Source organism: Pelomonas margarita (assembly GCF_043555875.1).
GTDB lineage: Bacteria > Pseudomonadota > Gammaproteobacteria > Burkholderiales > Burkholderiaceae_C > Pelomonas > Pelomonas margarita.
Window position 1 is genome coordinate 316,533 of record NZ_JBIGHW010000002.1, and the last position, 20,457, is coordinate 336,989.

19 protein-coding genes are annotated in these 20,457 nt (G+C 70.5%); 10 read left to right on the forward strand and 9 right to left on the reverse strand.

All coding sequences use genetic code 11. The annotated features are described in order from the left end of the window. The first annotated feature begins 17 nt into the window (after positions 1 to 17). The 5 genes from ACG0Z3_RS04995 to ACG0Z3_RS05015 all read left to right on the forward strand — a co-directional run bounded on the left by ACG0Z3_RS04995 (position 18) and on the right by ACG0Z3_RS05015 (position 8,747). On the forward strand, positions 18 to 1,226 hold the full coding sequence (locus ACG0Z3_RS04995) for an ABC transporter substrate-binding protein (protein WP_394395859.1): 1,209 nt from the start codon (positions 18 to 20) through the stop codon (positions 1,224 to 1,226). A 159-nt stretch (positions 1,227 to 1,385) separates the two neighbouring features. Beyond that, positions 1,386 to 2,273: a branched-chain amino acid ABC transporter permease gene (locus ACG0Z3_RS05000; RefSeq protein ID WP_394395861.1), complete on the forward strand. Its 888-nt coding sequence runs from the start codon at positions 1,386 to 1,388 to the stop codon at positions 2,271 to 2,273. After that, positions 2,273 to 3,259 (forward strand): branched-chain amino acid ABC transporter permease, encoded by a 987-nt coding sequence (locus ACG0Z3_RS05005; protein ID WP_394395863.1) that lies wholly within the window; start codon positions 2,273 to 2,275, stop codon positions 3,257 to 3,259. Before ACG0Z3_RS05000 ends, ACG0Z3_RS05005 begins: the two co-directional genes overlap by 1 nt. 103 nt (positions 3,260 to 3,362) lie before the next feature. Next, positions 3,363 to 3,494 carry a hypothetical protein gene (locus tag ACG0Z3_RS05010; RefSeq protein WP_394395864.1) on the forward strand — a complete coding sequence of 44 codons (132 nt, stop codon included), beginning with the start codon at positions 3,363 to 3,365 and terminating at the stop codon, positions 3,492 to 3,494. An 87-nt stretch (positions 3,495 to 3,581) separates the two neighbouring features. After that, complete coding sequence (locus ACG0Z3_RS05015; RefSeq protein WP_394395867.1) at positions 3,582 to 8,747, forward strand: alpha-2-macroglobulin family protein; 5,166 nt, start codon at positions 3,582 to 3,584, stop codon at positions 8,745 to 8,747. Positions 8,748 to 8,888: 141 nt separating this feature from the next. Here ACG0Z3_RS05015 and ACG0Z3_RS05020 read toward each other — a convergent pair whose 3' ends face one another. After that, complete coding sequence (locus ACG0Z3_RS05020) at positions 8,889 to 9,656, reverse strand: helix-turn-helix domain-containing protein (RefSeq protein ID WP_394395868.1); 768 nt, start codon at positions 9,654 to 9,656, stop codon at positions 8,889 to 8,891. Positions 9,657 to 9,767: 111 nt separating this feature from the next. On the opposite strand from ACG0Z3_RS05020, the gene ACG0Z3_RS05025 reads away from it, so the two are divergent. The 4 genes from ACG0Z3_RS05025 to ACG0Z3_RS05040 all read left to right on the forward strand — a co-directional run bounded on the left by ACG0Z3_RS05025 (position 9,768) and on the right by ACG0Z3_RS05040 (position 12,143). Then, entirely contained in the window at positions 9,768 to 10,091 is a 324-nt protein-coding gene (locus tag ACG0Z3_RS05025) for a DUF2834 domain-containing protein (protein WP_394395869.1), read from the forward strand. A 228-nt stretch (positions 10,092 to 10,319) separates the two neighbouring features. Beyond that, positions 10,320 to 11,015 carry a PEP-CTERM sorting domain-containing protein gene (locus ACG0Z3_RS05030; RefSeq protein ID WP_394395870.1) on the forward strand — a complete coding sequence of 232 codons (696 nt, stop codon included), beginning with the start codon at positions 10,320 to 10,322 and terminating at the stop codon, positions 11,013 to 11,015. 179 nt (positions 11,016 to 11,194) lie between these two features. Then, positions 11,195 to 11,830, forward strand: coding sequence for a PEP-CTERM sorting domain-containing protein (locus ACG0Z3_RS05035; RefSeq protein ID WP_394395871.1), 636 nt, complete (start codon positions 11,195 to 11,197; stop codon positions 11,828 to 11,830). Between the two features lie 94 nt (positions 11,831 to 11,924). Next, positions 11,925 to 12,143: a hypothetical protein gene (locus ACG0Z3_RS05040; protein WP_394395872.1), complete on the forward strand. Its 219-nt coding sequence runs from the start codon at positions 11,925 to 11,927 to the stop codon at positions 12,141 to 12,143. Here ACG0Z3_RS05040 and ACG0Z3_RS05045 read toward each other — a convergent pair. The 7 genes from ACG0Z3_RS05045 to ACG0Z3_RS05075 all read right to left on the reverse strand — a co-directional run bounded on the left by ACG0Z3_RS05045 (position 12,101) and on the right by ACG0Z3_RS05075 (position 17,944). Beyond that, positions 12,101 to 12,667, reverse strand: a complete 567-nt coding sequence (locus ACG0Z3_RS05045; protein WP_394395873.1) for a nucleotidyltransferase family protein — start codon at positions 12,665 to 12,667, stop codon at positions 12,101 to 12,103. The two genes, ACG0Z3_RS05040 and ACG0Z3_RS05045, sit on opposite strands and share 43 nt — an antisense overlap. Next, positions 12,664 to 14,334 (reverse strand): long-chain-fatty-acid--CoA ligase, encoded by a 1,671-nt coding sequence (locus ACG0Z3_RS05050; RefSeq protein WP_394395876.1) that lies wholly within the window; start codon positions 14,332 to 14,334, stop codon positions 12,664 to 12,666. Before ACG0Z3_RS05050 ends, ACG0Z3_RS05045 begins: the two co-directional genes overlap by 4 nt. Next, positions 14,331 to 15,206, reverse strand: coding sequence for a DMT family transporter (locus ACG0Z3_RS05055; RefSeq protein WP_394395878.1), 876 nt, complete (start codon positions 15,204 to 15,206; stop codon positions 14,331 to 14,333). Before ACG0Z3_RS05055 ends, ACG0Z3_RS05050 begins: the two co-directional genes overlap by 4 nt. Before the next feature lie 7 nt (positions 15,207 to 15,213). Beyond that, positions 15,214 to 15,426: a cysteine-rich CWC family protein gene (locus ACG0Z3_RS05060; RefSeq protein WP_394395881.1), complete on the reverse strand. Its 213-nt coding sequence runs from the start codon at positions 15,424 to 15,426 to the stop codon at positions 15,214 to 15,216. After that, positions 15,423 to 15,833, reverse strand: coding sequence for a DUF1801 domain-containing protein (locus ACG0Z3_RS05065; protein WP_394395883.1), 411 nt, complete (start codon positions 15,831 to 15,833; stop codon positions 15,423 to 15,425). The genes ACG0Z3_RS05060 and ACG0Z3_RS05065 overlap by 4 nt, the downstream gene beginning before the upstream one ends. 16 nt (positions 15,834 to 15,849) lie before the next feature. Further along, entirely contained in the window at positions 15,850 to 16,536 is a 687-nt protein-coding gene (locus tag ACG0Z3_RS05070; protein WP_394395886.1) for a hypothetical protein, read from the reverse strand. 94 nt (positions 16,537 to 16,630) lie between these two features. Next, on the reverse strand, positions 16,631 to 17,944 hold the full coding sequence (locus ACG0Z3_RS05075; RefSeq protein ID WP_394395888.1) for a DUF4397 domain-containing protein: 1,314 nt from the start codon (positions 17,942 to 17,944) through the stop codon (positions 16,631 to 16,633). A gap of 191 nt (positions 17,945 to 18,135) precedes the next feature. On the opposite strand from ACG0Z3_RS05075, the gene ACG0Z3_RS05080 reads away from it, so the two are divergent. Further along, entirely contained in the window at positions 18,136 to 20,187 is a 2,052-nt protein-coding gene (locus tag ACG0Z3_RS05080; RefSeq protein ID WP_394395891.1) for an oxidoreductase, read from the forward strand. Between the two features lie 33 nt (positions 20,188 to 20,220). Here ACG0Z3_RS05080 and ACG0Z3_RS05085 read toward each other — a convergent pair whose 3' ends face one another. Continuing rightward, positions 20,221 to 20,430, reverse strand: a complete 210-nt coding sequence (locus ACG0Z3_RS05085; RefSeq protein WP_394395892.1) for a hypothetical protein — start codon at positions 20,428 to 20,430, stop codon at positions 20,221 to 20,223. Positions 20,431 to 20,457 lie beyond the last annotated feature (27 nt).

A 20,457-nucleotide genomic window follows, 5' to 3' on the forward strand; every position in this document is an offset into this window, starting at 1 on the left:
CCAACAGGAGACAGACCATGAAGAAAGCCATCCGCACCACCCTCGCCACCGCCGCGCTCGGTGCCTGCGCCCTGGGCGCCCAGGCCCAGGTGTCCGGCGACGTCATCAAGATCGGCATCATCACGGACCTCTCCGGCCTGTATGCCGACATCGACGGCCAGGGCGGCGTGGAGGCCATCAAGATGGCCATCGCCGACATGAAGGGCATGGCCGCCGGCAAGAAGATTGAGTTCTTGTTCGCCGATCACCAGAACAAGGCCGACGTCGCCTCCGCCAAGGCGCGCGAGTGGATGGACACGCAGGGGCTGGACCTGCTGGTCGGCGGCACCAACTCCGGCGCCAACATCGCCATGGCCAAGGTGGCAGCCGAAAAGAAGCGCGTCTTCATCTCCATCGGCGCCGCCTCGGCCCGGCTGACCAACGAGGACTGCACGCCCTACACCGTGCACTACGCTTACGACACCGTGGCGCTGGCCAACGGCACGGGCAACGCGGTGGTCAAGAGCGGCGGCAAGAGCTGGTACTTCCTGACCGCCGACTACGCCTTCGGCCACAGCCTGCAGGCCGACACCACGGCTGTCGTGCAGAAGGCCGGCGGCAAGATCGTCGGCAGCGTGAAGCACCCGCTGTCGGCCAGCGACTTCTCCAGCTTCCTGTTGCAGGCGCAGGGCTCGGGCGCGCAGATCCTGGGCCTGGCCAATGCCGGCGGCGACACCATCAACTCCATCAAGGCGGCCAACGAGTTCGGCATCACCAAGACGATGAAGCTGGCCGGCCTGCTGATGTTCATCAACGACGTGCACTCGCTGGGCCTGAAGGCCACCGAAGGCATGTACCTGACGGACGGCTGGTACTGGAACCAGAACGCCGAGTCGCGCGCCTGGAGCCGCCGCTTCTTCGACAAGATGAAGCGCATGCCGTCCATGCTGCAAGCGGCGGACTACTCCTCCGTCACGCACTATCTGAAAGCCGTGGAGGCCACCAAGACCGACGATGCCGACAAGGTGCTGGCCAAGATGAAGGCCACCAAGGTGAACGACTTTTTCGCCAAGAACGGCGAGATCGGCCCCGACGGCCGCCACCGCTACGACATGTACCTGATGCAGGTGAAGTCGCCCAAGGAGTCCACCGAGCCGTGGGACTACTACAAGGTCGTGCAGACCATCCCGGCCGCCGAGGCGTACACCAAGCTGGCCGACAGCAAGTGCCCGATCGTCAAGAAGTGATCGTGAGCCCCTCGCCCAGCCTCGCGCCGCTGAGCGCGCGCGCGTCCGGTCGGTCCCCCGAGGGGACGCCGATCGATGCCGGCCCGGCCGGCATCGACATCGGCCCTGGCCGCCCTTGGGAGCGGCCCGGCGGGCATCCAGGGTCTGAATACCAATGCCATGACTGAACTGTTCGGTATCCCCCTGCCTGCCCTGCTCGGGCAGCTGCTGCTCGGCCTGGTGAACGGCTCGTTCTACGCGATGCTGTCGCTGGGCCTGGCGGTCATCTTCGGCATGCTCAACATCATCAACTTCGCCCACGGGGCGCTGTACATGATGGGCGCCTTCCTGGCGTGGATGGGCATGGACCTGCTGGGGCTGAACTACTGGGTCATGCTGGGTCTGGCGCCGCTGCTGGTCGGCGCGTTGGGCATCGTCATCGAGCGCACCATGCTGCAGTGGCTCTACAAGCTGGACCACCTCTACGGCCTGCTGCTGACCTTCGGCATCACGCTGGTCATCGAGGGCGTGTTCCGCAGCTTCTACGGCGTGTCGGGCCAGCCCTACTCGGTGCCCGAGCAGCTTCAGGGCGCCACCAACCTGGGCTTCATGATCCTGCCCAACTACCGCGCCTGGGTGGTGGTGGCCTCGCTGGTGGTGTGCTTCGCCGTGTGGGCGCTGATCGAGAAGACCTCGCTGGGCGCCAAGCTGCGCGCCGGCACCGAGAACCCCAAGCTCGTGCAGGCCTTCGGCATCAACGTGCCGGCGATGGTGACGCTGACCTACGCCGGTGGCGTGGCGCTGGCCGCATTCGCGGGCGTGCTGGCCGCGCCCATCCTGCAGGTGTCGGCGCTGATGGGCAGCAACCTCATCATCGTGGTATTCGCCGTGGTGGTGATCGGCGGCATGGGCTCCATCCTCGGCTCCATCGTCACCGGCCTGGGCTTGGGGCTGATCGAAGGGCTGACCAAGGTGTTCTACCCCGAGGCGTCCAACACCGTCGTGTTCGTCGTCATGGCCATCGTGCTGCTGGTGCGTCCGGCGGGCCTGTTCGGAAAAGAGAAGTGATGAACCCCAAGCTCATCGGCTACGCCGCGCTCTTCATCGGCATCGCGCTGCTGCCTGCGCTGGGCGCCTATCCCATCTTCGTCATGAAGGTGCTGTGCTACGCGCTGTTCGCCTGCGCCTTCAACCTGCTGGTGGGCTTCACCGGCCTGCTGTCCTTCGGCCATGCGGCCTTCCTGGGCACGGCGGCCTATGTGTGCGGCCATGCGCTCAAGGTCTGGGGCCTGCCCACGCCGGTGGGCCTCGTCGTCGGCGCGCTGGCCGCGGCCGGCGTGGGCCTGGTGTTCGGACTGCTGGCCATCCGCCGCTCGGGCATCTACTTCTCGATGATCACGCTGGCGCTGGCGCAGATGCTGTACTTCTTCTTCCTGCAGGCGCCATTCACCGGCGGCGAGGACGGGCTGCAAAGCGTGCCGCGCGGCAGCTTCCTGGGGCTGGACCTCAGCAGCGACCTGACGCTGTACTACGTCGTGCTGGGCATCTTCATCGCCGCCTTCTGGCTGATCTACCGCATCGTGCATTCGCCCTTCGGCCAGGTGCTCACCAGCATCCGCGAGAACGAGGCCCGCGCCACCTCGCTGGGCTATGACACGGCCCACTTCAAGCTGCTGGCCTTCGTGCTGTCCGCCGGCCTGGCGGGCCTGGCCGGCGCCACCAAGACGCTGATGCTGGGCTTCGCCACGCTGACCGACGCGATCTGGACCACCTCCGGCCTCGTCATCCTGATGACGCTGGTGGGCGGCATGGGCACGCTGGTGGGCCCCATGGTGGGCGCGCTGGTCATCATCGCGCTGGAGAACAAGATCGGCGACGCCGGCAAGTGGCTGGCCGACACCACCGGCATGGCCTGGTTCAACGGCCTGGGCGAGTCGGTCAGCCTGGTCACCGGCCTGATCTTCATCGTCTGCGTGCTGGCCTTCCGCCGTGGCCTCGTGGGCGAGGCCATGGCGCTGTGGGACAAGCGCCGCGCCGGCAGCCCGGCGCGCTGACGCCACAAGTGCACTGACCCCGCAGACTGCTGCCACCACGCCGTCAGCAATCACCTGCAAGTTAGGGGGACCGCTGCGCGGGGCCTTGGCTCACCATGCAGCCATGTTCTCGCCCGCCCGCCTTCGCGTTGGTGCCGCCCTGCTGGCGGCGCTGCTGGGCATGCTCGTGCCGCTGAGCGAGACGCACCGGCCCCTGCTCGATGAGCCGCTGGCCATGCAGACACTGCAGCGCTGAGCTGCCATCCCCAACCTGGGGAATCTGACCCGGCCGGGCGCCCGCCACGCCTCCCTACACTCGCCCGGCACTCAGCAGGGGATGGTGATGGCTTCCAGCGTCGTGAAGGCCGCCGCAGCGGCGGTGGTGGTGGCCGGTGTGGCCGTGGCGGGCACCCTTGGGTGGCAGCACTTCCGGCAGCCCGGCCTGCCCAGCAGCACCGAGATCGGCGCCGAGGAAGCGGCCTTCGCGTTCACCGAGTGCAAGGCGCGGCTGCTGGACGGCTCGCCCGCCATCGCCGTGATGTTCACGCAGGCGCTGGACCGCCGGCAGGACTTCGGCGCGCTGCTGAGCGCCGCCGAAGGTACGCCCGGCGACAAGGCCGACCCCAACGACCCCTCATCCAAGGCTGCGCCGGCCGACCCGGCCAGCTTCAAGCCGCTGGCGGCGCGCTGGGTGCTGGGCGACAACCCGCGCGTTCTCTACCTGCCCTTCGTCACGCCGGAGCGCGCCTACCGCATCACGATGAACGCAGGCCTGGCGTCGCGCTCGGGCGCCAAGCTGGCCACGCCGCAGACCTGCGACGCCGCCAGCGAGGCCATGCCGGCCAGCTTCTACTTCGCCAGCCGCGGCCTGGTGCTGCCGGCCGGCCAGAACGGCGGCCTGCCGGTGGTCAGCATCAACACACCCGAGGTGGACGTGCAGTTCCTGCGCGTGAAGCCGGCCTCGCTGCCGGCCTTCCTGGAGCAGGTGGGCGGGCGGCGCGAGCGCCAGGGGCGGGACAACACCGACGACGAAGGCCCCTACTACGACGGCTGGGGCGACAACCAGCGCCGCCTCAAGGGCACCGTGGGCGGCTGGGTGCTGGACGAGCTGCGCGAGATGACCGACAGCGTCTACCTCACCCGCTTCAAGACCGACGAGCGGCCCAACCGCCGCAACGTCAGCTTCCTGCCGGTGGAGAAAATCGCGGCGCTGCAGGAACCCGGCGTCTACGTGGCCATCATGAGCCAGCCCGGTCGCTTCGGCTGGGACTACCAGGTCACGCACTACTACGTCACCGACATCGGCCTGCACCTGCGCCGCCACGCCGCGCAGCTGGACGTGTTCACCACCTCGCTGAAGAACGGCCGCGCGCTCGGCGGCATCGAGCTCAGCCTGGTGGACGAGACCGGCAAGGCACTGGCACAGGCCCAGACCGACGGCAACGGCCACGCGGTTTTCCAGGGCAGCAGCGACAAGGCCCGCGCCGTGCTCGCCCGCCAGGGGCGCGAGATGTCGGTGCTGTCGCTGCGCGACGCGGCGCTGGACCTCAGCGAGTTCGACGCCACCGGCCACCCCTCCCGCAGCAACAAGCTCTTCGTCTACGCCGGCCGCGACCTCTACAGCCCCGGCGAGAGCTTTCAGGTGTCGGTGCTGTCGCGTGACGCCGACGGCCGCCTGCCGGCCAAACTGCTGCCGCTGACGCTCACCGTCAAGAAGCCGGACGGCAGCAAGCTCGTCGAGCAACTGGTGCAACCGACCCAAGGCACGACGGGCCGCCCCGAGGGCCTTGAGCCCCCGCGGGGGGTGGGTCAGGCGCAGCCTGGCCCTGGGGGCCCACAGGCTCGGGGGCCGGGCTACTTCCAGCATGGCATCACGCTGCCGGCCGACGCGCCGACCGGCGGCTGGACGCTGCAAGCCCGCGTGGACCCGGCAGCAAAGACCCCCGATGCGCAGTGGGCCTTCAAGGTGGAGGAATTCCTGCCCGAGCGCATGAAGCTCACGCTGACGGCGCCCGAGGCGCCGCTGCAGGGCGAGGTCAGCCTGCCCGTGCAGGTGCAGGGCGACTACCTCTACGGCGCCCCCGCGGCCGGCAACACGCTGCAGGCCACGGTGGCCTCCGAGCGCCTGGCCAACCCGCTGCCGCAGAAGCTGCCGGGCTATGTGTTCGGCGACTTTGCCGACGACAAGGCCCGCGCGCGCCAGGACCTGGGCGAGCAGACGCTGGACGACAGTGGCCAGACCACCGTGCAGCTCAGCGCCAACCTGGCCGAGCGCCACTCGCCCATGCGCGTGCGCGGCGCGTTCAGTCTGCTGGAGAGCGGCGGCCGGCCCGTCGTGCGCAGCCTGGAGCGCACCTGGTGGCCGGCGCCCGCGCTCGTCGCCGTGCGCCCGCTGTTCGACCGCCATGTCGCACCCGAGGGCGGCCTGGCCGGCTTCGAGCTGCAGCGTGTGGACGCCACCGGCGCCTTCAAGCCCGCCAAGGACTTGAAGCTCACCCTCACCTACGAGGAGCGCCAGTGGTACTGGCGCTATGACGAGGGCCGTGGCTGGCACTCCGGCTTCAACACCACGGACGAACTCGTCGAGGCCCGCACGCTGAACCTCAGCGCCAAGACCACCCTCAACCTGCCTGTGAAGTGGGGCCGCTACCGCCTGGAGATCGAGGACCCGGCCACCCGGCAGACGCTGCGCTATGGCTTCTACGCCGGCTACGGGGCGCAGGACGCCGACGACATCGGCAACCGCCCCGACCGCGTGCAGCTGCAGCTCAAGGGCGCGCCCTTCAAGCCGGGCGACACCGCCAAGCTCACCCTCAAGCCGCCGCACGACGGCGAGGCCATCGTCACCGTGGAAGGCGACCGCGTGCTGTGGAGCCGGCGCGTCGGCGTGAAGGCCTCGGGCACCGAGCTGGACATTCCGGTCGATGCCGCCTGGGCGCGCAACGACCTGTACGTGACCGTGGCCGCCTTCCGCCCCGGCAGCCAGGGCGACCGCGTGACACCAGCCCGCGCGCTGGGCCTGGTGCACCTGCCGCTGTACCGCGAGGACCGCAAGCTCAAGGTGGCGCTGGAGGCACCGGCCAAGACACAGCCCTCCACCACGCTGCCGGTCAAGGTCAAGGTGCCCCAGCTGGCCGGCAAGAGCGCCGTGGTGACGCTGTCGGCCGTGGATCTGGGCATTCTCAGCATCACCAACTTCAAGACGCCCGACCCGGCCGACTTCTTCTTCGGCAAGCACCGCTACGGCGCCGACCTGCTGGACCTCTACGGCCGCCTCATCGAGAAGATGGACGGCAACACCGCGCAGCAACGCTTCGGCGGCGACGCCGGCAAGCGCGACACGCAAAGCCTGCCGCGCAAGCTGCTGCTGGTGGATGTGTTCAGCGGCCCCGTCGTGCTGGACGCCAAGGGCGAGGCCAACGTGCCCGTCAAGCTGCCCGACTTCAACGGCACGCTGCGGCTGATGGCCGTCGTCAGCAGTGCCGACAGCTACGGCAGCACGCAGGCCGACACCGTCGTCGCCGCGCCGCTGGTGGCCGAGCTCAACATGCCGCGCTTCATCGCCCCCGGCGACAAGGCCACGCTGGCCGTGGACGTCACCAACCTCAGCGGCTCGCCGCAGGAGGTGCGCGTGGCGCTGTCGGCCACCGGGCCCGTGCGGGTCACCGGCGCGACCGACAGCATCAAGCTCGCCGACAAGCAGCGCCACATCCTGCGCTTCCAGGCCGAGGCGCTGGACGCCTACGGCCTGGCACCGCTCAAGCTCACCGTCAGCGCCGGGCCCTTGAGCCTGGTGCGCGAGGCCGCGCTGCAGGTGCAGCCCGTCACGCCGCTGACGCGCGACAGCCGCCGCATCCGCCTGGAGCCCGGCGCCACGCAGGCCGTGGACCGAGCGCTGCTGGACGCCTACTGGCCCGGCTCCGCCACGCTGGCGCTGAGCGTGGCCAACACGCCGCCCATCGACATCCAGGCCCAGGTGCGCGGCCTGCTCACCTATCCTTACGGCTGCCTGGAGCAGACCACCTCCAGCGCCTACCCGCTGCTCTTCATCGACGACGCCGCCGCCCAGCGCTGGGGCCTGACGCCCGTGCCGCGCGACGAGCGCGCCAAGCGGCTGGAAGGCGCCTTCGCCCGGCTCGCCGGCATGCAGCAGGCGCGCGGCGGCTACGGCCTGTGGGCGGCCGACAACCCCTACGAAGCCTGGCTCAGCGCCTACGTCACCGGCTTCCTGCAGGACGCGCGCGACGCCGGCTTCGCCGTGCCCGAGGCCCAGCTCGCCAAGTCACTGGGCGGCCTGACCGAGCAGTTCCAGCGCAGCCCTGGCCAGCAGGTCACGCCGCCGGCCGCCCCGCGCCGCAACGACAAGGGCGCCCTCGCCGACTACCGCGAGGCCGAGGTGCTGCGCCTGGCCCACCAGCGCTTTGCCGAGGCCGCGCACGCCGGCTACATCCTGGCCCGCGAGCAGAAGGCGCCGCTGGCCACGCTGCGCACGCTGCACGACAAGCACCGCGCAAGCGCCCTGAGCCCGCTGCCGCTGGTGCAGCTGTCCCTCGCGCTGAAGCTGATGGGCGACCAGGCCCGCGCCCAGGCCGCGTTGGAGGACGCCATGGCCCGCCCCTATGGCTACCAGCCCGACGACGCCGGCTGGGGCCCATGGCTGGGCGACTACGGCTCCCGCATCCGCGACCGCGCCATGGCCTACGCGCTGCTGCTGCGCCACCAGGTGGCGCACGACAAGCGCGAGAACCTGCTGTTCGACCTGGCCGACGACTTCCGCCAGCGTAGCCACTACTCCACGCAGGAGCGGCTGGCGCTGTTCCTGGCGGTGCAGGCCGCCACACAAGGCGCCGGCAAGGACGACCGCTGGAAGACCACGCTCACCGTCGGCCCCAAGGCCGACGCCTGGGCCGGCAGCGGCAACGGACAGCAGAGCTTCGACATCGGGCAGCTGCGCGCCGGCCTCGCGCTGAAGAACGACGGCGACAAGCCGCTCTACCTGGACATCACCGCCCAGGGCTACCCCGTCAAGCCGCTGGCGCCCAGCGCCGAGCGCATTTCGGTGGAGCGCACGCTGTTCACCACCGACGGCAAGCCCGTGGCCACGCGGCAGTTCAGCACCGGCGAGATGCTCGTCGTGCGCCTGCGCGTGAAAGCCACCCAGGCCATCAAGGACGGCCTGGTGGTGGACCGCATCCCCGCCGGCTTCGAGATCGAGAACCTCAACCTCAGCCAGGGCCCGCAGGCCGGCGAGTTCGCGGTGGATGGCGTCAACGTGGCGCAGGCCAATGCCAACGAACGCATCGTCCACACCGAATACCGCGACGACCGCTTCGTCGCCGCCGCGCGGCTGGGTTCACCGCTGGACCTGTTCTACCTGGTGCGCGTCGTCACGCCCGGGCGCTACGTCGTGCCGGCGACGTTTGCGGAGGACATGTACCGGCCGGAGATCAGGGGGGTGGGCAAGGCCGAAGGGGAGATCGTGGTGGTGGACAAGAAGGCTGCGCCGTGATGCGCTGCAACCAGCGCATGACTCGCAGCTTGGGGTGAGCTCGCGCCCCCCCCAACCATCGACCTGCCACCGGGTCACCCGGGCACCTGGGTTGAGGTTCACGGCGTTCACCGCAACCGACAGGCTCGGCGTCATCACCCCTCAACCCAACCCCTCCGCCAACGCCGCCCGCGTGACCTCATCCGACGGAAACAGGTGCTCCACCTTCAGCGACGCCAGCGTGATGTCCAGCGGCGTGCCGAAGCTGGTGATGGTGGAGAAGAAGCTCAGCACGCGGCCGTCGGCCGCGCGCAAGCGGAAGGCCAGCACGGGCAGCAGGCTGGCGGCCTGCGGGGCGGCCCAGGCGGTGAGCGTGGGGCGCAACTCGTCCAGCAGCGCGCGCAGCCGGGGCAGGTGCTCGGCCTCGCGGCTGGCGCGGCCCCACATCTCGTTGCACAGCCAGGCTTCGTCCACGCACAGCGAGCGCAGGCCGCCGGGCGCGAAGAAGGCGCGCAGCAGGTTCAGCGGCCCGGCCAGCAGGTCCTGCGCCGGCAGGCCCAGCAGCACCAGCAGGCGCGCCAGGCCGGCGTTGGCCATGACGACGTTGTACTCACCGTCCAGCACCAGCGCCGGGGCGGCGCCGTTGGCGTGGATGAGCTGGGCCAGCGCGGCCCGCACGGGCGCCATCTCGGGCGCGTCCAGCGGGCGTTCGGCGTGCGCGGGCGCGTAGCCGGCGGCCAGCAGCGCCTGGTTGCGCTCTTCCAGCGAGGCGCCCAGCGCATCCAGCAGCGCGATCAGCGTCTCGCGGCCGGCGCGGGCGCGGCCGGTCTCGATGCAGCTGAGGTGGCGTTGCGACACGCCGGCCCGCAGCGACAGCTCCAGCTGGCTGACGCGGCGCGACTTGCGCAGGGCGGCGAACGTGGCGGTCATGCGGCGCATTCTGCGGTGCGGCCCGCGGCGCGGCCATGACCTGCGAGGTCATTGCGGCGATGTGCTGCGCTGCCGAGCATGGCGCCACCCTCAACCCATCTGGAGATCGCCATGCGCCCTGCCCCCTTCACCCTGCTCGCCCTCGGCCTCGTGTTCGCCGCGTTCGGGGCCTACTCGCTGTACGCGCTGTGGGCCGTGGGCTATGTCGGCATCTGGCAGGCTGGCATGGCCAGCGTGGGCGCCTGGCAGCTGTTGCTGGACCTCGTGCTGATGTCGCTCATCGCGCTGGCCTGGCTGGTGCAGGACGCGCGCCGCACGGGGCGCAAGGCCTGGCCTTTCGTCGTGATGACGCTGGCCGTGGGCTCGTTCGGGCCGCTGCTGTACCTGCTGCTGGCGCCGCGCCACCCGGCCGGTGTGGCGGCACTGCAGCCCTGAGCATGGGCACTGGCCGTGACGGCCAGCAAGGGCAAGACCTGGCCCCAAAGTCGTGAACTGTGTCGCGGTTGGCGCCGCGAACCCGCCATTCGCGGGGGTGCTCGCCCCCGGGCTCGCGGGGGCCTACCTGCCATCGGAGCGATACGTCAACCCCTACATTGCAAGCCGCTTTGTAGCCGCCCAGCCTGAGGCGGCGCACCACACACAACCGATGCTGCGGGAGCTCCCATGACTGCCATTCACCACTTTCTGTCCCGCGCCAGCCTGACCGGCGTGCTGGCGGCTGCGGCCCTGGCGGCCACGCCTGCGGCGCAGGCTGGCGTCGTCGTGGGTTGGGCCTTTGACAACGCGACGACGAACCAGCTGACCAACATCGCGGCCTCGACGGTGGCGTCCGGCGTCACCAACGCCAGCTTCAGCGCGCCCAACCACGGCGTGGTGGATTGGCATGGCGCCCTTGGCAACAAGGTGCTGTTGACGCGCTTCTTCGACAACGGCGCCACGGTGCCGTCGATGTCGTTCACGCTGGCCGACACGTTCGACAACCTGACGCTGTCGTTCACGACGTACCACAACCACAACCCTGGCTTCCCGACGTACCAGCAGTACAAGTACGCGGTGCAGATCAACGACGGCAGCGGCTGGACCAACCTAATGGCCGACCTGATCGCCTCCAACGCCACACGCGCGCTGGCCGTCGACGTGCCGCTGACCGCAAGCCTGGGCCCGGGCACCTACAGCATGCGCTGGATCGGCTACGGCTACGCCTACGGCACCAACTCCAACACCGAGTACTTCGCGCTGGACAACGTCACGCTGAGCACGGCCACGGCCGCCGCCAACACGGTGCCCGAGCCGGCCAGCCTGGCCCTGGTCGGCCTGGCCCTGGCCGGTGTGGCCGCCCTGCGCCGCAAGCGCGCCTGAGGCCGGGCGGGGCAGGACACGGTGGCCGCCACGCGCCATCGTTAATCGGGAGGATGGCGTGGGGTTCTATCGCCCACGCCTCGGGGGCTGTACATGGAGGCAGCGGCCGCTAACGTCCGCGACCGCACAACGTCCATCCCAAGCCCAGGGGCTTCACTGTGTCCCGACCTGCCGTTTCCTTGTTGCTGGCGGCTGCCGCCACCCTGGCCGCACCGGCGGCCCATGCCGTGTTCGCCATCCCAGCATCGCCGCTGGACCAGGGCGGCTGGACGCTGGCGGCTCACATGTCCAACACGGGTGGCATGTTCGACGGCCAGGGCGAGCTGAGCTTCGCGCAGGCCTACGGCACCGCGGTGGCATCCCCCACCGCCAGCACGCCCGACTTCTCCATCGCCATCAGCGCGCCCATCAGCCGCATCCTGTTCATCACGGGCGACCGCTCGGTGTGGGCGATGGCTGACTACGGTGCGCTCATCACCCAGATCCAGGCCCGCGCCGGCTACTTCGGCGCCAACATCGACTTCACGCTGGGCCTGAACGGCATGGTCAGCCAGGTGCAGGGCAATGTGCTGAGCCGCGGCGGCGTGAGTGAAGACCCCTGGATCACCTACGCCCCCGAGCATTTCGCAGGCATCAACAGCAATGCCATCCTGTGGGGCGAGGGCGACTACTTCGCGGCCCACAGCAACCTCAAGAACAGCGCTGGCGGCCTGAACGTGTACGTGCAGACCGTGCCGGAACCGTCCTCGCTGGCCCTGCTGCTGGCGGGCGTGTTGACGGTGGGTGCATGGGCCCGCAAGCGGCGCGCCGTCTGACACAAGCGGTAGCAAAGCGCCCGTCAACGGCGCGCCTGCCCAGCAACGTTCAGGGGTGACCGGCGGCCTGTATCCGCCGGATGCGAGCCCCCTGATGACCACGCTGACCCTCACCTTCCAAGGCCAACCCGCTGATGCGCGCCGCGCGCTGGGTGGCCTGCTGCAGCGCTTCCGCACCGCCTACTTCGTGGAGCGCAGCAGCCACGAATACGCCGTGACGGCCGACGAGGCCACGGCGGCCGAACTGGCCCGCCAGCCGCTGTGGGCCGCTCAGGCGGGCTCGACCACCACGCGCGGCCAGCGCTCGGCGTAGCGCTTGCTGGCGCAGCGCTCGCGGTAGGTCTCTACGCTGACGCGAGCCGGATTGCGCCGCACGCGCAGGCCCAGCAGGTCGTCCAGGCCCAGCGGGGCGATGACGTGCAGCGCGTCGGCCGCGTCCAGCCACACCCCCACGGCCGTGGCCGGCTCGGGCCAGCTGGCGATGGCATCCTGCAGCGACTGCAGCGGCGCCACGGCATGGCCGAAGTGCTGCTCGAACCACAGGTGCACACCGGCCTGGTTGGTGACTTCCCACGGCAGGTCCACGCACTGGCACAGCCGCTGCTGCAGCACGGCGTCGCGCGCCGGGGCCAGGTCGTCGGCGTCGAAGTAGGCGAAGTCCACATCGGCCAGCGCGCTGGCGTGCGCATGACCGTGCAGCGCGTCCCAGACGAGGTTGCGCAGCGCGCCCGCGCCGATGCACCAATGGGCCAGGCCCAGCGAGCGGCCTGCCTGCAATGCAGCCATGAACCACGGCGCGGCGCGCACCAGCGCCGTCAGCTGGACCACGTCGCTCACCGCGCCTGCTCGCGCTCCTGCAGCGCCCGCCACATCACCTTGCCGGCGCCGCTCTTGGGCAGGCTGGCGGCGAACTCGATCAGCGCGGGCACCTTGTAGGCCGCCATCTGCGTGCGGCACCAGTCGCGCAGCTGCTCGGCGCTCAGGGCCTCGTGGCCGGCGCGCTTCACGACGACGGCCTTGACCGTCTCACCACGGTAGGCGTCGGGCGCGGACACGACGCAGGCCTCGGCCACGCCCGGGTGGGCGTGCATGAGGTTCTCCACCTCCGCCGGCCAGACCTTGAAACCGCTCGCATTGATCATGCGCTTGAGGCGGTCGGTCATGAAGAAGTAGCCGTCCACGTCCACATAGCCAATGTCGCCGGTGCGGAAGAAGCGCCGGCCGTCGAACTCGACGAAGGCGGCCGCCGTGGCATCGGGCTGGCGCCAGTAGCCGGCAAACACCATGGGGCCGTGCACGATGATTTCGCCGGGCTGGCCCGGGGGCAGCTCGGCGCCGGTGTCGGGGTCCACCACGCGGGCGTCGCAGCTGATGTAGGGCACGCCCAGGCATTGCTGCTTGGGCGCGTCGTGCGGGTTGCTGTGGCTGGGCGCCGCGGTCTCGGTGAGGCCGTAGCCCTCGGCGTAGCGCAGGCCCCAGCGCTGGCGCAGGCGCTCGGCGATGGCCTGCGGCATGGCCGCGCCGCCGCCGCCGATGTAGACGAGGCTGGAGAGGTCGAACGTGTCCACCTCGGGGCTGGCCAGCAGGTCGATGACCATCGTCGGGATGTTGGTCCAGCGCGTGACGCGGTGGTGCTTGATGAGCTGCGCCGCGACCTCGCGCTGCCAGCGCGGCATCAGCACCAGGCAGGCGCCGGCCATCAGCGTGCCATGCATCACCACCACCATGCCGGTGATGTGGAACATAGGCACGACGCCCAGCACCACGTCCTCGTGGCTGCCGTTGGCCCACAACGCCCCGGCGAACACGTTGTGCTGCAGGCTGCTGTGCTTGTGCATGCAGCCCTTGGGGTGGCCGGTGGTGCCGCTGGTGTAGGCCAGCACGGCCAGGTCGTCGGCGCCCACGGTGGTGACGGGCGGCGCGGCGCCGCAGGCCAGCGCGTCGGCCCAGGCGGTGGCGCCGTCGGGCAGCGCGGGGTCGGCATTCAGCCAGTCGGCCCAGCCGGCGGGCAGGCCTTGCAGCGCCTCGCCCTCGACGCGGCCGCCGGGCAGCGCCTCGGCCAGCCGCGTGATGAGCAGGTCGCGCGCGGCCATGCCGGCGGCCAGCCACTCGGCGCTGAGCTCGGCGCTGGTGATGGCCAGCACGGCGCCGCTGTCGGTGATGAGGTGGCGCAGCTCGGCCGCCTTGTTCATCGGGTTGACGGGCACGACCACAGCGTTGGCCGCCAGGATGGCGCAATGCGCGATGACGAGCTGCGGGCAGTTCTGCAGATCCACCAGCACGCGGTCGCCGCGCTGCACGCCGCGCTGCGCCAGCCAGGCTGACAGGCGCTGCACCTGCGCGTGCAGGTCGGCATACGTCGTCACGTGGCCCAGGAACAGCAGCGCCGGCCGCGCGGGGAAGCGCCGGGCGCTGACCACCAGGTTGTCGGGCAGCGCGGTGGCTGGCGGCGTGATCGCGTGCGGCACGCGGGGCGGCCAGTACAGGTGATGCGCTCGGGTCATGCGGTCGTCTCCGGCTTTCTCTGGCCGACGACGAGGTAGACGCCCAGCAGCGTCACGCCCATGCCGGCAATGGCTTGGGCGCCCAGTGTCTCGTCGAACAGCAGCCACGCCATCACCGAGGTGACAGAGGGCACCAGGTACATGGTGCTGCTGACCGCCGTGACGCGGCCGTGGCGCAGCATGTGGAACATCAGGCTGATGCCACCGGCCGTCAGCACCAGGATGCTCCAGCCCATGGCGATGATGACGTCGGCGTTCCAGACGATGCGCATGGGCTCCAGCGCCCAGGCCAGCGGCAGCGTGGCGGCCAGCGCCACGCCGAACTGCACCACCTGCCCGGTGCGCAGGTCGAACTGCGGCACGAAGCGCTTCTGGTACAGCGTGCCGGCGGTGATGCCCAGCAGCGCCATCAGGCAAAGCAGCAGCGGCATCCCGAAGCCGGCGCCGAGGTTGAGCTTGTGCCAGATCACCAGCAGCACGCCGCCCAGGCCCAGCGCCACGCCAGCCCACTGCCGCAGCGACACGCGCTCGCCGATCAGCGGCGCCGCGGCCGCCACCAGCACGGGCTGCAGGTTGACGATGAGCGCCGCCGTGCCGGCCGGCAGGCCCTGGCGGATAGAGACCCACACGCCGGCCAGGTACAGCGCCTGGATGCCCAGGCCGGCCACGGCCAGGTGCAGCATTTGGCGCGGCGTGGGCCAGGCCGCGCGCGCGGCCAGCGCCAGGCCCAGCATCAGCAGCGCCACGCCGGCATAGCGCCAGCTCAGGAAGGTCAGCGGGTCGGCGTACGGCGCTGCCAGCTTGGCGGCGATGTAGCCGGTGGCCCAGATGAAGATGAACAGCGGCGGGGCCAGGCGGTCGAGCAGGGACATCCGGCCATCATGCCTGCGGCGCCCCGGGCGACGGCGTGCTCAGCTCGCGCAGGCAGCGCGGACACAGGCAGCGGCCGGGCCAGCGTGCGGCCAGCTCCGCGCGCAGCGCGTCGCTCAGGCGCAGGCCGAAGCAGTCGCAGGCCCCGGTGGCCGCGCCGCAGGCAAAGCCGCCGCCGCAGCGCGGGCAGGTGCTGTCCAGCGGCAGCGGGGGCGCGCTCATGTGCGCAGCTCGCGCAGCGTGGCCTCGCACAGCTGGACCAGCACGGCCGTGTCCACATCGGCCAGGCGCTTGATGTAGACGCAACCCTTGCCCTCGCGATGCTTGCCCAGCCGGGCCAGCAGTGCGGCGCGCTCGGTGCCGCCGCTGACGTAGAGGCTGATGTCGCCCTTGCCCCCGGCCCCGCTGGCGAAGCCGAGCTCGAAGATGTCGCCCTCGCGGCCGCTGTCGTAGACGTAGTGGTGGTGACCGAAGCCCACCATGCGGCCCCACAGGCGCGGCGGATGGCCGCTGGCGCGCTGCATCAGCGCGATCAACGCCTGGCAGTCGGCCGCGCGCGCCTCGGGCTGGGCGACGACGTAGGCCTGCACATCGGCGTCACCGGGCTGGGTCTTGTTCGCGGTGGCCATGGCAGTTCTCCAGGGTTCAGAGCGGCGATTGTGGGTCTTCGGCGCCGGGCAGCGGCGTCGCGCGGGCCAGCGCCATCCAGGTGGCAAAGTCGGGCTTGCAGGCGCGCTTGGGCGCCGGGCGCGCGAGTTCGAGGTGGCTGTCGTGGCCGATCAGCACGCCGTACTCGGGCGGGATCTCGTCGGGCTCGGCGATGCCCGCCCGGATGACGAACCAGCACTGGCCGCTGAGCGCCCGGTAGGCAGCAGACTTGGCGGGCCGGCGCAGCTCGCCCAGCAGATCGGCGCGGCTGACCTTGATCTCATGGATGGCGGGTTCGAGGTAGTCCTCCACCGTGCTGTGGCGGATGGAGTAGACGTCGGGCATGGCCTGCACCCACTGCAGCGCGCCGTCCTCCTGCGGCAAGCCCGCGCGCAGCGTGAGCCCGCGCCAGGCGATGCGGCCGGCGCGCTGCATCTCCACAGCCACACGCTCTACCAGCGTCTCGTGCGCGTCGCGCGCGGCGCGGTTGCGGGTCAGCGAGTCGGCGATCAGCGCCACGCCGGAGTCCGTCACGCGCAGCCGCTCGCGGCCGCCGTCGTCCGTCAGGCGCTCCACCCAGCCGGCGGCCAGCAGCTCCACCTCCACCAGGTCCTGGCAGGGCCAGCCGGCGCTGCGCCAGAGCTGGCGCAGGCGCTGCAGGTGGTGGCGGCGGGGCGTGATCATGCCGCCATCTTCGCCGCAGCCGGGCGTGAAAAAAGCCCCCGGCCGGTGGACACGGGGGCTGTGGCGATCGGGCCGCGGCGCGAGCCGCGGGCGATCAGCGGTCCTTGCTGAGCTTGCCCTTGGGCGCGGCCGGGTCGCCCATCACGAAGATGGTGTACACGCCGTTGGACGTCAGCGGGGTCAGGCCCGAGGTGGTGCCGGCCGACGGGTTGTACAGCGCGTCGACTTGCAGCGGCGAGTTGACCGTGACCACCGAACCAGTGGACGAGCCGATGCTGGCGGGCAGCGAGCTGGTGCCCGGCAGCACGTTGCTGGCTTGCGACTGGTAATCCACGTTCAGCGTGGTCAGCGAGCCGGCGACGGACAGGCCGTTGACGAGGCGGATCTTCACGTTGCCGCTGACAGTGGGCAGGCGGTTGTCATCGCTGAGCACGACGACCTTGGGGTCGGCAGCCGTGCCCCAGATCAGCATCGTGTAGTCGCCACCAGCCGCGAAGGTGGTGGACGTCGGGCCGGCCTGCACGCCGTTGATCAGCACGGACGTGGTGTTGGCGCCGGCGGCGAAGCTGGCGTAGTCCGTCGTGTTCGGCGGCACCGAGGCGGGCAGCAGGTTGTTGCCAGCGATGGTGGCCGACACGATGGGCGCACCGGCCAGCGCGTTGACGGCGCGAACGCGGGTCAGCGTGGTCGGGTAGTTCTTGGCGGCACCCTTCTGGACCATGGTGATGCCGTTGACCAGCACGCCACCGTCGGAAGCCGTCAGGATCAGAGTGTTGACGCTGGCGGAGTCCAGCGTGATGGCCGGGATTTCCAGGCGCAGGTCACCGCGGCGGCTGTAGCCGGTCACGCAGACGCGGAAGCTGCCGGAGTTGATCTGGTTGTAGCCGCTGCCATTGCCGCCACCCAGGTTGCTGACGAGAGCGGTCTCGTTGGTCAGCGCGCAGGAGGTGGCGCTGGTGACGTAGACGTCCAGCGAACCGGCATCGGGCGCCAGGTTCAGGATCAGCAGCTTGGCCTTGTTGGCCTCGGGCGCGGTCTGCGTCTCCTCCAGCAGCGTGGTGCGCACGGTGCCGGCGAAGCCGTAGGTGATGTAGGTGTAGTTGCTGCCGGCGTTCAGCGTCGGCGTGGTGGCCGAGATGCTGGTGCCGACGCTGCTCTCCAGCACGCGCGAGGCGGTGCTGCCGGTGTCCACGGTGCCGTATTCACCCACGGCGGCGTAGGCCACCTTGCTGTTGATGGTCTTGTCGTTGACCGTCAGATCCAGCTGGGCGTACGAGCGCGTGGCGTTGAGCAGGCGCACCTGCGTTTTGCTGTCACTGCTGCCACCGCCGCCGCAGGCGGTCAGAGCGGCAGCGGCCGACAGGCTCAGCGTCAGGGCCAGCCGGTGGGCCCAGGGGGTGAATCGCATCGAGAACTCTCCGAAAAAACCTTGCCGCCGGGCCTATCCCCAGGAAAGCGGACTGGCGATTAGAACTCAAGCCGGCGACCTCGCCATTTCCGCCGTCTAGCACCGGGTGAAGAACTGTTGCTGGAAAACCCGGGGGCGCTTTGAGGAGACGGCTCCAATCCACGCGGGGACGCGCTGTTTAGCATCGGCCGATGAACTATCCACACCTGCTGGCCCCGCTGGACCTGGGCTTCACCACCCTGAAGAACCGCGTGCTGATGGGCAGCATGCACACGGGGCTGGAGGACGGGCGCAAGCACTTCGACCGCATGGCCGCCTACTTCGCCGAGCGCGCGCGCGGCGAGGTGGGGCTGATCGTCACCGGTGGCTTCGCGCCCAACATCGAGGGCTGGGCCAAGCCGTTCGCCGGCACGTTGGCGACCTCGGGCGCCGCGCGCCGCCACCGCGTCATCACCGACGCCGTGCACGCCGAGGGCGGCAAGATCGCGCTGCAAATTCTGCACACCGGACGCTACGGCTACTCGCCGCTGTGCGTGGCGCCGTCGCGCATCCAGAGCCCCATCACACCGTTCACGCCGCGCGAGCTGAGCGCCCGCGGCATCGAGCGACAGATCCGCGCCTTCGTGCGCTGCGCCAGGCTGGCCCGCGAGGCGGGCTACGACGGCATCGAGGTGATGGGCAGCGAGGGCTACTTCATCAACCAGTTCCTGGTGGAACACACCAACCAGCGCACCGACGCCTGGGGCGGCAGCTACGAGAACCGCATGCGGCTGCCGCTGGAGATCCTGGCGCGCATCCGCGAGGCGGTGGGGCCGGACTTCATCGTCATCTACCGGCTCTCCATGCTGGACCTCATCCCCAACGGCAGCAGCTGGGACGAGGTGCTGGAGCTGGCCCGGCGCGTGGCGCGCGGCGGCGCCACCATCATCAACACCGGCATCGGCTGGCATGAGGCCCGCATCCCGACGATTGCCACCAGCGTGCCGCGCGCCGGCTTCGCCTGGGTGACGGCCAAGCTGCGTGCGCAACTGCGGGCCGAAGGTTTCACGACGCCGCTGATCACCAGCAACCGCATCAATACGCCCGAGGTGGCCGAAGGCGTGCTGGCCGATGGCTCGGCGGACATGGTGTCCATGGCGCGGCCCTTCCTGGCCGACCCGGACTTCGTGCGCAAGGCGCGCCAGGGGCGGGCCGACGAGATCAACACCTGCATCGCCTGCAACCAGGCCTGCCTGGATCACACCTTCGCGCAGCAGATCTCCACCTGCCTCGTGAACCCGCGCGCGGCCTATGAGCAGGAGATCGTCGTGCGGCCGGTGCAGGGCGCGCAGAAGCACATCGCCGTCGTAGGTGCCGGCCCGGCGGGCCTGGCCGCCGCCACCACGCTGGCCGAGCGCGGCCATGCGGTGACGCTGTTCGACGCGGCCGCCGAGATCGGCGGGCAGTTCAACATGGCCAAGCGCGTGCCCGGCAAGGAGGAGTTCCAGGAAACGCTGCGCTACTTCGGCCGCCGCATCGAGGTCACCGGCGTGGACCTGAAGCTCAACACCCGGGTGGGGGCCGGCGACCTGACCGGCTTCGACGAGGTGCTGCTGGCCACCGGCGTCAGCGCGCGCAACCCGCGCATCCCGGGCCAGGACGAAGGCCAGGCGCGTGGCCAGGTACTGAGCTACATCGACGTGCTGCGCCACGACAAGCCGGTGGGCACGCGCGTGGCCATCGTCGGCGCGGGCGGCATCGGCTTCGACATGGCGGAGTACCTGCTGGAGGCCGGCCACTCGCTGACGCTGGACCCGGCCGCCTGGCGCCGCCACTGGGGCGTGGGCGACCCGCAAGCCGTGCGAGGCGGCCTGCTGCGGCCGGCGCCCGACGCGCCGACGCGGCAGATCACGCTGATGCAGCGCAAGGCCGGCAAGCCCGGCGCCGGCCTGGGCAAGACGACCGGCTGGATTCACCGCGCGGCGCTGAAGATGAAGCGGGTGGAGATGCTGGCCGGCGTCAACTACGAGCAGATCACGCCCGAGGGCCTGTGGGTGAGCTACGGCGAGAAGCGGGCGGATGCGCAGCTGATCGAGGCCGACACCATCGTGCTGTGCGCGGGCCAGGAGCCGCTGCGCGAACTCGAAGCACCGCTGAAGGCGGCCGGCGTGAAGGTGCACCTGATCGGCGGCGCGCTGGAGGCTGGCGAGCTGGACGCCAAGCGGGCCATCCGGCAGGGCACCACGCTGGCCTGCCGGCTGTAGACACGTGCTGGCACGGGTGAGCGGGCGGCGCGCTCAGCAGTGCGACAGGTCCCAGAGCTGGTAGAGCGTGTTGCAGTCCTGCTCCGTGACCTCCAGGCCGGCGGCCAGGTCGAAACTGGAATCGAACCAGCCACAGCACTCGGGCTTCACGCCTGCGGCCACCTCGGGCGTGCGCACGGCCAGGGTGGCCAGGGGGAGGGCCTTGGGCTGGGACCAGGGCTGCTGCGAGGACGTGAAGAACATGGCGGGCTCCCGTGCGGTGAAGGCGGC

Coding starts and splice junctions, on each gene's coding strand:
- ACG0Z3_RS04995 (WP_394395859.1), top strand. CDS start 18: ATGAAGAAAGCCATCCGCACCACCCTCGCCACCGCCGCGCTCGGTGCC.
- ACG0Z3_RS05000 (WP_394395861.1), top strand. CDS start 1,386: ATGACTGAACTGTTCGGTATCCCCCTGCCTGCCCTGCTCGGGCAGCTG.
- ACG0Z3_RS05005 (WP_394395863.1), top strand. CDS start 2,273: ATGAACCCCAAGCTCATCGGCTACGCCGCGCTCTTCATCGGCATCGCG.
- ACG0Z3_RS05010 (WP_394395864.1), top strand. CDS start 3,363: ATGTTCTCGCCCGCCCGCCTTCGCGTTGGTGCCGCCCTGCTGGCGGCG.
- ACG0Z3_RS05015 (WP_394395867.1), top strand. CDS start 3,582: ATGGCTTCCAGCGTCGTGAAGGCCGCCGCAGCGGCGGTGGTGGTGGCC.
- ACG0Z3_RS05020 (WP_394395868.1), bottom strand. CDS start 9,656: ATGACCGCCACGTTCGCCGCCCTGCGCAAGTCGCGCCGCGTCAGCCAG.
- ACG0Z3_RS05025 (WP_394395869.1), top strand. CDS start 9,768: ATGCGCCCTGCCCCCTTCACCCTGCTCGCCCTCGGCCTCGTGTTCGCC.
- ACG0Z3_RS05030 (WP_394395870.1), top strand. CDS start 10,320: ATGACTGCCATTCACCACTTTCTGTCCCGCGCCAGCCTGACCGGCGTG.
- ACG0Z3_RS05040 (WP_394395872.1), top strand. CDS start 11,925: ATGACCACGCTGACCCTCACCTTCCAAGGCCAACCCGCTGATGCGCGC.
- ACG0Z3_RS05050 (WP_394395876.1), bottom strand. CDS start 14,334: ATGACCCGAGCGCATCACCTGTACTGGCCGCCCCGCGTGCCGCACGCG.
- ACG0Z3_RS05055 (WP_394395878.1), bottom strand. CDS start 15,206: ATGTCCCTGCTCGACCGCCTGGCCCCGCCGCTGTTCATCTTCATCTGG.
- ACG0Z3_RS05060 (WP_394395881.1), bottom strand. CDS start 15,426: ATGAGCGCGCCCCCGCTGCCGCTGGACAGCACCTGCCCGCGCTGCGGC.
- ACG0Z3_RS05065 (WP_394395883.1), bottom strand. CDS start 15,833: ATGGCCACCGCGAACAAGACCCAGCCCGGTGACGCCGATGTGCAGGCC.
- ACG0Z3_RS05070 (WP_394395886.1), bottom strand. CDS start 16,536: ATGATCACGCCCCGCCGCCACCACCTGCAGCGCCTGCGCCAGCTCTGG.
- ACG0Z3_RS05075 (WP_394395888.1), bottom strand. CDS start 17,944: ATGCGATTCACCCCCTGGGCCCACCGGCTGGCCCTGACGCTGAGCCTG.
- ACG0Z3_RS05080 (WP_394395891.1), top strand. CDS start 18,136: ATGAACTATCCACACCTGCTGGCCCCGCTGGACCTGGGCTTCACCACC.
- ACG0Z3_RS05085 (WP_394395892.1), bottom strand. CDS start 20,430: ATGTTCTTCACGTCCTCGCAGCAGCCCTGGTCCCAGCCCAAGGCCCTC.